The sequence below is a fragment of the Methylobacterium sp. E-025 genome, from assembly GCF_022829705.1.
GTDB lineage: Bacteria > Pseudomonadota > Alphaproteobacteria > Rhizobiales > Beijerinckiaceae > Methylobacterium.
The window spans coordinates 86,472-97,030 of sequence record NZ_JAKSYR010000179.1 but is presented as its reverse complement, the minus strand read 5'-3'; the positions used below and the strand labels follow the sequence as shown (position 1 = coordinate 97,030).

The window sequence follows — 10,559 nt, the reverse complement described above, 5'->3', positions numbered from 1 at the left end:
GCTCCTCTCGTTACGAACGAGGACGGTGTAGAACTGCGTGTCGCCATCCTTTGGCAATTGGTCTCTAGCGATCGCCGGAAGCGCATGCATCGCCTCTAAACGAATGTCGTCAGGTCCTTCACACTCGTGGCCGACCGCATCACGGTGCATTTTGCCGTCGTAGAAGTCGAAGAAATACGAGCCATTGGCAGCTTGTCCCTAGACATCGCGCCTAGGAAAACCGTGACCAGCGAAACAGGTTCGTTTCGTCGGCTGCGGGAGCTTCCTGCTGTCCACGAGGGCGAGGAACGCGCCCGGATCGAGGCCGACGTATCGAGCCGCCGCAGTGAGATCGAGGCCCCGCGGCGGGTAGGCGTAGGGGTCGATGATGTCTGGCACCTGCCTGGCTCCCGTCATGGCGGATAGGCTCCTCGAAACAGGTCTCCCATCGCCCGGCGCCGGAACAGCGTTCGCCAGCGCCGTCGCTGATGCTCAGGCCGGTCGTGGTTCACGTGGCACCGCTGGCAGAACGCGGACAGGTTCGCATCCACGTTGTTGGCGGTGTCGTGGTCCCGATGGGCCGTCGCAAGCACGACGCGTGTCGTGCGCAGGCGGCCTGTCAGATCGTCCAACGTCGGCAGCCCAGCGAGGCTTTTGCCCCTGCCGTCACGCCAGGCGCCGATCTCAGCATCCCACCACCGGCCGTCGCCAAGATGGTAGACCATGCGCCCGTGCGGGCGTCCGCAGCCTTCGCAGGCACCGCCGGCACGCCGGAACCGGATCTCGGCCGACAGTTCGCGCCAGTCGATCGGGTAGAAATAGCGGTGCTCGGGACGGATCGGCATTCCGCGATCCTTGGGGAGGGTCAGGCATTGGGGAGAACATAGAGCCAATGCCCGACGCTTCGCCGTGTCAGGGCTGCCACAGGTCGGGGGCAACGACGTAGCGAACGCCGCTACCTGCCAGACCAAAAATGCAAAGCTGGGGGGTTGTTCGTCGCAGTGCAGCAGCCTAGTTTTGCACTGCGGGACGGCGACAGCGTCGCGGCCCCGCAGTCCTTCTTGGACGTTTCCTCCCAAGACTTCGGGCCGCTCCTTCGGGAGTGGCCTTTTTTCGTTGAGTAGCAGCGCTCCTATCCGCGCCTAGCCAGAGGACGTCGTTGACCACTGAATGCGATTGCATCCCGCTCCGTTCGCAACGTTGTCACCTCAGCCTGCAGAACCTCGATGCGGGCGTGCATCTCGCCGGCATCGATGGCGGTCTCGATTAGGAGTTCCTGCGCCTCGGCGAGGGCTGCACGCAATTCAGCGTTCACGGATGCGAGCGCTAGGAGCAGAGCCGTCGTCTCGTCGCTCATCCTTCGGCAACTTGTTCGGCACATGCTGAGCTACGCTGCATACGCGGCCAGCTGATCGCCCCCGATCCGCTGCGGCGGCCCTGCTTTCCCACCCCACGGCAGGGCCGCCTCCCACAGTCCTGTCAATCCGCCTACAGCGTACCCTCCGGTTCCGATGCAGGGTCGACCTCGCGCGTAACCTACATCGGACCTGATTGCGAAAAGCTAGGCCGAAACGCGGCGATCAGGCGTGCTGGAAGTCGGTCGGCACCTTGCCGCCGTTCTCCGCCAACTTCTGGACGACCTGCTTGTGCAGCCAGACGTTCATCGTGGCCGAGTCTTCCTTGTCGCCGGTGTAGTGCAGCTCATCTGCGAGCTGCTTGCGAGCGGTGAGGCTGCTGTCGAGGTCGAGCAGCTTCATCAAGTCCACGATCGACTGCTTGTAGTTGAGGTTCTCGCCCTTTTTGGCCGCCATGTCGCTCAGCACCTGGCCGACATCGACGTTCGCCGGCGTGGTGCCGGACGAACCCGTGGCGACTGGTGAGGGTGCACCAGCCATCGAAGGGGCTGAAGCGCCGCTGGTTGAGGAGCCGGCGCCAGTTGATCCCGTCGAAGCTGCGGATACGTTGGGCGTCTCAGAGGCGTGAGGTGCTGCAGCCTGCGCACTCGCGCTGCCACCAAAGATCTTCGACATGATCGAACCGAAAATGCTCATTCCATCCTCCATCGCGTGAACCCAAGGTGGGATCAAAGCGCTCGGTAACGGCGAGGTGATCGGCAGCGTTCCGATCGATCTTCAGGGCGTATCAGTGCTAACGAAGCGCGATGGGACCCATCCCCGCTGACAGGGGCCGGTGTATTCCCGGCTTACCGGGAGAACGGCGGTGGTACGGCAGCCAAGCAGATCAGAGCCGTAGACAATGCCGGACCATCCTCCGAGACGTTCGCAAACTAGGACGGGCTCAGCCTCGCGAAGGTGGTCGATCTCCTTAAAGGGCTCGTTTTCACCGGGCCCATTTCGGACAGAGATAGTTCCATTAGCCTGATCGGTCAGACCCGCTACGTGCCCTTGCGTTGGACAAGCGTCCTTGCCGATCTCTCCTGGGATGACGATCGGAACGGCAAGTGGTGCCTCCTCGGCCCGCGCAAAGCCTGGAAGGGCCAGGGCAGCGAGGAGAAGCAGCGCGCGCATGAGATGAGCCTTAAAGCAGGCCATAAGCCGGCGCTGGCGCTTCCTGTTCCACACTGCGCCGACTCTCACACGACGACCCGGCACGAAGCATCACAGGCACCGCATAGGGAACTAGCCCACACCAGCCTGTCGTCGTGTGTCCTCTATGTCGGGTAGCCTGTCGGCGTACCGAGCGATCGACGCCACAACCAACACATTACCCTACCCGCCATTGAACTGGGTATCAGCATCTGTTCCGATCAGCCGAACGCCCAGACCGTTTCCCTCTGTGAGGTCGGTGGTCACACCAGCCTTTCTCAGAGCACGCTCTATCGCATCAAGCGTGGCGTGATGAGGATCGCGGGCGCCGCGCTCAAAATCTACAAGGGTACGCAGGCCAATCCGCGCAGCAGTAGCTAGCTGTTCCCGGCTCCAATCGAGCAAGGCTCGCGCCGCGCGACATTGCGCTGGAGTAATCATAGACGTGAATAGGTCGCACTTTTCGTGCGCAGCAAAGTTGACATTTTTTGAGCGACACCACACTATCAATGTGCATTTAGCCACTTCCGTGCACACGCGCAACGTCGATCATCACGGCTATCCGTTTACGAGTTCACCTACGGATCGAAGCTGCCGGACTCAGGATCCACGTAAGTGCCGTCCTGCACCGCTTTGGTCACATCATATAGAGGCTAAGGAAGTGCCTAAGGCGCTGCAGCTACCTCGATTGCCTGAGAACGGATACCAGCCGGCCTTCGCGCCGCGCGGCTTGTCCCGCATGGAGTCCGCGCGCCATGTCGGCGTTTCGCCGAGCCTCTTCGATGAGATGGTGCGAGACGGTCGGATGCCGCAGCCGAAGCAGATCAACGCCCGTGTGCTCTGGGATCGGGTGAAGCTTGAGGTTTTCTTCGAGGCGCTTCCCGAGCGACAGAGCGCTAACGCCGAGGCGGATGGCGATACCTTTGCGGATTGGCAATGAGCCGGATCCAACTGCCCTACATCGATCACTTCAAGGACCGTCACGGCACGGTGCGGTACTACTTCCGACGCCCCGGCGGAAAGCGGTCCCCACTGCCTGGTCCGCCGGGCTCGGAAGCCTTCATGGAGGCCTATCGTATCGCCGAGGCCGACAAAGCTCTTCCGGCCGCACGCAAGGAGCGAGGCGAGCCGGGGACCTTCGACCGGCTGCTCGCCAGCTACTTCGAGAGCGTCGATTTCCAGGCGCTCAAGGCCCCGACGAAGCGGGCCTATCGTTTGGCGATGGAGCGCTTGATCCGCCTGGAGACCCTGGGACATCGCAGAGTCACGGATCTCCGCCGGGAACACGTGAAGCGGATCACCGCCAAGCGCGTCGACCGCCCTTCGGCCGCGAACGACGCGCTGAAGAAGCTCCGTATCCTGATCAAGTTCGCGATCGACCTGGGCTGGCGCCGCGACGACCCGACCTTGCACATCAAGAAGCTGAAGGAGGGTGAGCACCATACCTGGACGGATGAAGAGATCGCCGGCTTCGAGGCGCGGTGGCCGCTCGGATCCCAGCAGCGGACAGCCTTTGCGCTCCTGCTCTACACCGGCCAGCGGGTGTCGGACGTCGCCCGGATGTCGTGGCGCGACGTGAACGCGGCCGGACAGGAAATCTCGGTCACCCAGGAGAAGACCGGGACCAAGCTCTGGCTCACCCTTCACACCGACCTGCTGGTCGCGCTGTCGCACTGGCCGATCGCCCACCTCGCGATCCTGACGACCGCCTACGACAAACCGTTCACAGCCAAGGGGCTCGGCAACAAGATGGCCGACGCAATCGCCGCGGCCGGCCTTCCAGACGTCTGCGTCACCCACGGCCTCCGGAAGGCTGCAGCTCGTCGGCTTGCTGAAGCGGGTTGTACGGCCCATGAGATCGCCTCGGTGACGGGTCACCGGTCCCTGGCGGAGGTTGAGCGGTACACGAAACAGGCGAACCAACGCCGACTTTCGCAGGCCGCAAACACGAAGCTCAGCGCACGTGCGGTTCCAACCCGCATCGAAAGGGTTGGAAAATCAGACGAAATTTCTAAATGAAATCAATGCCCAGCGGCATGTAGTGGAGGCCTCGCCCGGAATCGAACCGGGGTGCAAGGATTTGCAGTCCTCTGCGTAACCACTCCGCCACGAGGCCTCGTCGCTCCGGCGCGGCCGTCGAAACGGGGCGCCCGCAAGATCCCGTGCCGGGCGGCCGGCGCGGGGTGAGGGGTCTCTAGCAGACGAGGCGGGCGCTGAGCAACGGGCGCGAGGCCGTATCTCCGCAGGATCGTCGGGCATTCGCGCTTTCGGAGGACCGCCGGCCGTCGAAAGCCGCCGAGCCCTCAGGCCTGCCACACCCGCGGGAGCGCCACGCCGCGGTAGCGGACGAGCAGGCGGGCGGCGACGGCGCGCAGCGGCCCGAGATCGGTGGCGAGGAGGCGGATCGCGAGGTGGCCGTTCCAGGCGCTCGCGCCGGCCTCGACCCCCGAGCCGGCGTTCGCGCCGCATTCCGCCAGCAGGCCCCGGGCCTCGTCCAGGCGCGCCTCCGCCCCGGGGGAGAGGTCGAGCACCGTCGCGCAGGCCCTGGCGCCGCCGCCGATCGCGGGCCGCGCGAGGCGGGCGGCGATCGGCCCGTCGAGGCGCAGGCTGTCGGCGTAGACGAGGCGGCCGCCCCGCCGGATGCGCCAGACGTCCTCGAACAGCCCCGCCTCCACCCGCTCGCCGCGGGCGGCCCGGCCGAAGGCCACGGCCTCGAACACCAAGAGCCCGGCATCGGGGGCGAGATCGGCCTCGAAGCGCCGCCGCAGGCGGGCGCGGTCGAACACGATCGTCTCCTGCGGCAGCCAGGCCAGCCGGGCCCCCGGGCCGAGGGCGACGCGGTTCGCGATTTGGCTCACCGGCCCGTCCGAGCGGTAGATCTTCTCCGCCGCGGTCGTGGTGAGGACGAGGCCGGCCCCGGCCTCAAGCGCGAGCGAGACCGCGAAGTTGTCGCCGCAGGCGATCCCGCCGGCGGTGTTGACCAGGATCGCCTCCGCGGCGCCCCCATGCGCGCGCGGGAAGCGCAGGCGCGAGGGGCCGGATTCGGCGAGGTCCGCGATCCGCGTCGCCGTGCCGGCGCCGTCGGCGGCGACGCGCAGCATCACCCGGCCGACCGAGCGCTGGCGCGCCGGCGCGGTCTCGGGCGAGACGGCGTCGGTCCGGTCCGAAACGGCGAGCCGGTCGCTCATCCGCGCGTCGCGGGCGCAGGCACGGCGGCGATCGGCGGGGTCGGGCGGTCGAGGATGCGGCGGCCGAACAGGCTCGCGACCAGCTCCACCAGCACGCGGGCGCTGCGGCCGCGCTCGTCCAGGAACGGGTTGAGCTCGACCACGTCGAGCGAGCCGACGAGGCCGGAATCGTGCAGCATCTCCATGATCAGGTGCGCCTCGCGGAACGTGGCCCCGCCGGGCACCGTGGTGCCGACGGCCGGCGCGAGGCCGGGATCGAGGAAGTCGATGTCGAAGCTGACATGGAGGTGGCCCGAGGCCTCGGCGACCCGCTCCAGGCTGCGCCGGAGCGGCGCCACGACGCCGAACTCGTCGATGTGGCGCATGTCGGTGACCTCGACGTTGCGCGCGGCCACGAGGGCCCGCTCGCCGGCATCGATCGAGCGCAGGCCGAACAGGTGGACGCGGGTCGGGTCGAGGGCCCGGCGGTCGGGGTCGGCGAACAGGTCGGACAGGCCCGGCTCGCCGCAGAGCGCCGCCAGCGGCATGCCGTGCAGGTTCCCCGAAGGCGAGGTCTCCGGGGTGTTGAAGTCGGCATGCGCGTCGAGCCAGAGCACGAAGAGCGGCCGGCCGGTCCGCGCGCAGTGGCGCATCGCCCCCTCGACGGTCCCGAGCGACAGGCTGTGATCCCCGCCGACGACCACGGGCAGGTCGCCCGCGTCGAGGGCGGCCTCGACCTGGCGGGCGAGCACCCGGGTCCAGGCCGCGACCGCGGGCCTGCCGACCGCGTCGGCCGGCCCGTCGGGCACCGCATCGCCATGGTCGGCCACCGCGTGGCCGAGGTCGCGCAGGGTGCGGATGAGGCCCGCGGTGCGCAGGGCGGCCGGGCCCATCACGGAGCCGGGCTCGCTGGTGCCGACCTCCGTCGGCGCGCCGAGGATCGCGATACGTTCCGGGCCGTCCATCCCCACCTCGTCCGTACGGAACCGTGCCGGTTCCTGCGCCGTGCGGCGTGACACGCTTGCGCGACGAGCCCGTGTCGGGGCCGCCGCCTCGGGCCTCGGCCGGGAACGACCGGCGATACGAAGGGCCGCCATGCGAAGGCTCACGCCGCGATAGGGCATGCGCAAGCCGCGGGCCAGCGGCCGGCCCGGCGCGGGAAACGGGCGGGGCCCCGGGCGGTTGGGAGGGACGCCGGCCGCGGCGCAGCGAGGGAGATCGCCCATGCCGAACCGTTTGCAGACCGTCGGGTGCCGCGCTTTCGCCTCCGCCGCGGCGATCCTGCTCGCGCCCGCGGCCGTGGCGCAGACCACGCCGGCGGCGGGCGCCGCCCGCATCGCCGAGCACATGGAGGTGGTCGGCGCCGACGGGGCGCATGTCGGCACCGTCGACAAGGTCGAGAACGGCACCATCGTCCTGGCCGAGACCGACCGGGATGCCGGCGGACGCCATCACGCCGTGCCGATCGCGTGGATCGGCACGGTGGACGGCAAGGTGCTGCTGACGAAGCCGGCGGCCGAGGCGAAGGCGCAGTGGGATCGGGCGGACAAGCCGACGGACGGGCCGAAACGCTGAGCCGGGCGCTACTCGGCGACCGCCTCGGTGACCTGGACGCGGCCGGCATCCTCGATGATCGCGGCGGCGGCGGCCTTGGCGAGCATGGCGTAGCCGCGGTCGGCCATGTGCAGGCCGTCGGCGGAGAAGAGCTGGCTGTGGGTCAGCTTGCCGTCGCGGATCCAGCCGCGCATCAGGTCGGCGCGGCGGATCACCGGCACGTCGAGCGCGTCGCCGATCTCGCGCACCGCGTCGCGGAAGCGGTCGGAGCCGGGGGTGGCGTCGAGCTTCGGGCACCATTGCGGCTCCATCAGCACGACGTCGATGCCGGCCTCCTGCATCCGGCGCACGGCGCTGACCGTCGCCTCGCGGAAATGCTCGATGGTGACGCCGCGCAGCGGGTCGTTGCTGCCGGTCTGCCAGATCACGAGCTGCGGCTCGGCGGCGATCACGTCCCGCTCGAGCCGGCGCAGCATGTCGTCGACGTGCTCGCCGCCGATGCCGCGGTTCAGCACCGTGATGCTCGCGGCGACGCTCGGCAGGGCGGCGCGGAGATCCGCCTGCAGGCGGGCGGGATAGGCGTTGGCCGGCGTGCTGGCGCCGATGCCCTCGGTCGAGGACGAGCCGAAGGCGACGATGCGCAGCGGTGCGCCGATGGCGATCTGCCGGGCGACGTGCGGCAGGTCGATCTCGGCGACCGCATCGCCGAGGCCGAAATCGAACGGGGCCGGGAGGAGGTCGGCGTAGGCGAGCACCGCGCTCGGCAGGACGAACAACCCGGTGAGCAGGGCGACGCCGCGAATCAGTCCCCGCAGGGGTTTCGTGACGCGGCGGGCGGACGCGGTGTTCGGCACGGGCACCATCGGAGCGTTCGGGCTTGCGGGATCCGAATACGATCCTACGGGGCTGACCGAAAGGTCCCGTCTGCAACACCTGTTGAATTCCGATTGAATTCGTAACGCAAAATTAAGGCTGAATTCCGGTGATACCTGTTCGGACGCCCGCGCCGCGGCTCGTCGGCTTCGCCGATCAGTTCGCCGGCGGCGTGAGCACGAGCTTGCCCACGAACGGTGCGTTCTTGTTGGCCGTGCTGGTGCAGGCGAAGTCGTGGTCGCCGGCCTCGAGCGTCCGCACGCGCAGGGTGCCCTGGCCGTCCCGCTTGATCAGGTAGCCCTTCTCGCTCGCCACGTGGACGAGGTCGCCGTCGGCATGGAGCACGTGGCCGTTCTCGAACAGCCCCGCCGCGGTGATCGTCACCGGCGTGTCGGCGTGGCTGACCACGTGCAGCGCGACGTCGGTGTTGGCGGGCAGGCGCAGCTCCGCCGGCGCGCAGACCGGCTTGCCGCCCTCGGCGGTGATCGTCAGCTCGACCGGCGGCATCACGGCGCTCGACGGCGCGGGCAGGGGCTTGCCCTGGGCATGGCCCGCGGCGGTCCCGAGGACGAGGAGGGCGGCCGCGGCGAGGTCGCGTCGAAGATGCTGCATGAAAGTCCGTCCGGAGAAGCGTGAGCGAAGGGCATCGCGCGGGGTCGCGCGGCCTCGGGATAGGAGCGGAATGGCAGCAGGCGCCGGCGAGTTCCGGCACGCGACGCCGCACCGGCGGCTCGCGACGGGGTCGGGCAGGCGCTCAGATATAGGCGGAGGCGAGCGTCGGCGCGCGCCCGAGCGCGTGAGCCAGCACCTCGAGCGCCTGGGCGACCTCGGCGCGGGCGCCGACGCCCCCGAGGCAGATCCGCACCGCCTCGGGGGCGGGGCCCGCGGCGCAGAAGGCGTCGCTCGCGACGACGCCGAGCCCGGCGGCGCGGCCCTGGCTGGCGAAGGCCGAGCGGGTCCAGCCCTCGGGCAGCCGCATCCAGAGATGGAAGCCGTTCGGATCAGAGCGGACCAGCTCCCCCGGCAGCAGGCGGGCGGCGATGGCCTGGCGCGCCTGCGACTCGGTGCGGACGAAGCCGAGCACCGCCTCGCCGGTGCCGTCGAGGATCCAGCGCGTGGCGAGCGCCGTGGTGAGCGGCGAGGCCATCACGGTCGCCGCGCGCAGGGTCGAGGCCAGCGGCAGCGTCGCGCGGGCGCTCGGCGCGACGCAGTAGGCGAGGCGCAGCCCGGCCCCGAGGCACTTGGCGAGGCCGGCGACGTAGTAGGTGATCTCGGGGGCCAGCTGCTGGAAGCTCGGGGGCGGGTCCGGGCAGACGAAGCCGTAGGCGTCGTCCTCGACGATCGCCACGTCGTAGCGGCGCGCCACCGCGAGGATCGCCTCGCGCCGGCCCCGGCCGATCGTCTGGGTGGTCGGGTTCTGCAGCGTCGGGTTGAGGTAGAGCGCCTTGGGCGCGAGCCGGGTGCAGGCGGCCGCGAAGGCGTCGGGCTCCAGCCCGTCCGCGTCCGTCGGCAGGCCGACGAGCCGCAGGCCGCGATGGGCCGCGAGCGAGCGGATGCCGGCATAGGTCAGCGCCTCGGTGCAGAGCACGTCGCCGGCCTGCGCCACCGAGCCGAGGATCGCGTCGAGGGCGCTGTGCGCGCCGGGGCAGAGCAGGAGCCGGTCGTGGCCGGCGACGACCCCGCGCCGCGCGAGCCAGAGCCCGCCGGCCTCCTTGTCGGCGTCGGTGCCGCCGAAGCCCTGGTAGCGCAGGAGGTTGGGCAGGTCGTCGGCGATCGCCGCGACGCCGGCCCGCATCCGCGCCTGCAGCCGCGGGTCGTCGGGCTCGGGCGGCAGGTTCATCGAGAAGTCGACCGCGCCGCGGCGGCGCGGCAGGGCCGGGCGGGGCGCCTGGAGGCTGCGCGCCGGATCGCACACGAAGGTGCCCTGGCCGACCCGCGACTCGACGAGGCCGCGGCCTTGCGCCTCCACGTAGCCGCGGGCCACCGTGGTGAAGTTCAGGGCGAGGCGGGCCGCGAGCACCCGCTGCGGCGGCAGGCGCTCGGCGACCGCGAGCTTTCCCGTGCGGACGTCCTCGGCGATCGCCTCGACGATAGCGAGGTAGTGCGGCTTGCCGAAGCGCCGCAGGTCGGGGCACCAGCCGTATTCCGGGCGCGATCCCGGAGCGGGCGCCCCGGAGACGCGTGATTTCGGCGTCGCGCGGCTCATGTTCGCCTCCCGACCGGTCAGGATGCAGTCAATCGTCGATTGATCGGGAGCAATCGGCGTGCCGCACGCCCGAGCGCTGCGAACCGCGCGAGCGATACGGTCAATCCGGTCAAGTACTCGCCAGAGAATTCACAATAATTGCGCCCATTTTATCGGCAGATGCCGCGTCGTTCGGCGCCGTTTCCAAACAGACGTCGATCGCGCCGCATCGACCATTGACCGCATGATTGACCG

General features: G+C 69.3%; 12 protein-coding genes, 1 tRNA gene and 1 pseudogene. 3 read left to right on the top strand and 11 right to left on the bottom strand.

Going from position 1 to position 10,559, the window contains the following annotated elements:
- From MKK64_RS28500 to MKK64_RS26040, 5 genes and pseudogenes are all read right to left on the bottom strand, one after another.
- Positions 1-165 (bottom strand): annotated as a pseudogene (locus MKK64_RS28500) (DUF6894 family protein); the annotation flags it as partial.
- Positions 166-392: 227 nt separating this feature from the next.
- Positions 393-824 carry a hypothetical protein gene (locus MKK64_RS26055; protein ID WP_243938528.1) on the bottom strand — a complete coding sequence of 144 codons (432 nt, stop codon included), beginning with the start codon at positions 822-824 and terminating at the stop codon, positions 393-395.
- Between the two features lie 287 nt (positions 825-1,111).
- Positions 1,112-1,336, bottom strand: a complete 225-nt coding sequence (locus MKK64_RS26050; protein ID WP_243938526.1) for a hypothetical protein — start codon at positions 1,334-1,336, stop codon at positions 1,112-1,114.
- Positions 1,337-1,559: 223 nt separating this feature from the next.
- Entirely contained in the window at positions 1,560-2,030 is a 471-nt protein-coding gene (locus MKK64_RS26045; RefSeq protein ID WP_243938524.1) for a DUF3597 domain-containing protein, read from the bottom strand.
- Positions 2,031-2,708: 678 nt separating this feature from the next.
- Positions 2,709-2,966 (bottom strand): multiprotein-bridging factor 1 family protein, encoded by a 258-nt coding sequence (locus MKK64_RS26040; protein WP_243938535.1) that lies wholly within the window; start codon positions 2,964-2,966, stop codon positions 2,709-2,711.
- 220 nt (positions 2,967-3,186) lie between these two features.
- Here MKK64_RS26040 and MKK64_RS26035 point away from each other — a divergent pair, with 220 nt between their 5' ends.
- Positions 3,187-3,465, top strand: a complete 279-nt coding sequence (locus MKK64_RS26035; RefSeq protein WP_409568012.1) for a hypothetical protein — start codon at positions 3,187-3,189, stop codon at positions 3,463-3,465.
- Entirely contained in the window at positions 3,462-4,544 is a 1,083-nt protein-coding gene (locus MKK64_RS26030; protein WP_243938523.1) for a tyrosine-type recombinase/integrase, read from the top strand. The genes MKK64_RS26035 and MKK64_RS26030 overlap by 4 nt, the downstream gene beginning before the upstream one ends.
- 23 nt (positions 4,545-4,567) lie before the next feature.
- Here MKK64_RS26030 and MKK64_RS26025 read toward each other — a convergent pair.
- The 3 genes from MKK64_RS26025 to rocF form a co-directional block, all read right to left on the bottom strand.
- Positions 4,568-4,641: transfer RNA gene (locus MKK64_RS26025), tRNA-Cys, on the bottom strand.
- Positions 4,642-4,828: 187 nt separating this feature from the next.
- Positions 4,829-5,713, bottom strand: coding sequence for an urease accessory protein UreD (locus MKK64_RS26020; RefSeq protein WP_243938521.1), 885 nt, complete (start codon positions 5,711-5,713; stop codon positions 4,829-4,831).
- On the bottom strand, positions 5,710-6,657 hold the full coding sequence (gene rocF / locus MKK64_RS26015) for an arginase (protein WP_243938519.1): 948 nt from the start codon (positions 6,655-6,657) through the stop codon (positions 5,710-5,712). The genes MKK64_RS26020 and rocF overlap by 4 nt, the downstream gene beginning before the upstream one ends.
- Positions 6,658-6,916: 259 nt before the next feature.
- Here rocF and MKK64_RS26010 point away from each other — a divergent pair, with 259 nt between their 5' ends.
- Positions 6,917-7,267, top strand: coding sequence for a DUF2171 domain-containing protein (locus MKK64_RS26010; RefSeq protein ID WP_147843660.1), 351 nt, complete (start codon positions 6,917-6,919; stop codon positions 7,265-7,267).
- Positions 7,268-7,275: 8 nt separating this feature from the next.
- Here the strand turns inward: MKK64_RS26010 and MKK64_RS26005 are convergent, their stop codons facing one another.
- The 3 genes from MKK64_RS26005 to MKK64_RS25995 all read right to left on the bottom strand — a co-directional run bounded on the left by MKK64_RS26005 (position 7,276) and on the right by MKK64_RS25995 (position 10,325).
- On the bottom strand, positions 7,276-8,100 hold the full coding sequence (locus MKK64_RS26005) for an SGNH/GDSL hydrolase family protein (protein ID WP_405042981.1): 825 nt from the start codon (positions 8,098-8,100) through the stop codon (positions 7,276-7,278).
- Between the two features lie 175 nt (positions 8,101-8,275).
- Positions 8,276-8,731, bottom strand: a complete 456-nt coding sequence (locus tag MKK64_RS26000; RefSeq protein ID WP_147729670.1) for an anaerobic typically selenocysteine-containing protein — start codon at positions 8,729-8,731, stop codon at positions 8,276-8,278.
- Between the two features lie 142 nt (positions 8,732-8,873).
- Positions 8,874-10,325, bottom strand: a complete 1,452-nt coding sequence (locus tag MKK64_RS25995; protein WP_243938517.1) for a PLP-dependent aminotransferase family protein — start codon at positions 10,323-10,325, stop codon at positions 8,874-8,876.
- Positions 10,326-10,559 lie beyond the last annotated feature (234 nt).

What these genes read in the sequence shown, in the direction of transcription:
- MKK64_RS26055 (WP_243938528.1), bottom strand. Translation starts at nt 824, where the DNA reads ATGCCGATCCGTCCCGAGCACCGCTATTTCTACCCGATCGACTGGCGC.
- MKK64_RS26050 (WP_243938526.1), bottom strand. Translation starts at nt 1,336, where the DNA reads ATGAGCGACGAGACGACGGCTCTGCTCCTAGCGCTCGCATCCGTGAAC.
- MKK64_RS26045 (WP_243938524.1), bottom strand. Translation starts at nt 2,030, where the DNA reads ATGAGCATTTTCGGTTCGATCATGTCGAAGATCTTTGGTGGCAGCGCG.
- MKK64_RS26040 (WP_243938535.1), bottom strand. Translation starts at nt 2,966, where the DNA reads ATGATTACTCCAGCGCAATGTCGCGCGGCGCGAGCCTTGCTCGATTGG.
- MKK64_RS26030 (WP_243938523.1), top strand. Translation starts at nt 3,462, where the DNA reads ATGAGCCGGATCCAACTGCCCTACATCGATCACTTCAAGGACCGTCAC.
- MKK64_RS26020 (WP_243938521.1), bottom strand. Translation starts at nt 5,713, where the DNA reads ATGAGCGACCGGCTCGCCGTTTCGGACCGGACCGACGCCGTCTCGCCC.
- rocF (WP_243938519.1), bottom strand. Translation starts at nt 6,657, where the DNA reads ATGGACGGCCCGGAACGTATCGCGATCCTCGGCGCGCCGACGGAGGTC.
- MKK64_RS26010 (WP_147843660.1), top strand. Translation starts at nt 6,917, where the DNA reads ATGCCGAACCGTTTGCAGACCGTCGGGTGCCGCGCTTTCGCCTCCGCC.
- MKK64_RS26000 (WP_147729670.1), bottom strand. Translation starts at nt 8,731, where the DNA reads ATGCAGCATCTTCGACGCGACCTCGCCGCGGCCGCCCTCCTCGTCCTC.
- MKK64_RS25995 (WP_243938517.1), bottom strand. Translation starts at nt 10,325, where the DNA reads ATGAGCCGCGCGACGCCGAAATCACGCGTCTCCGGGGCGCCCGCTCCG.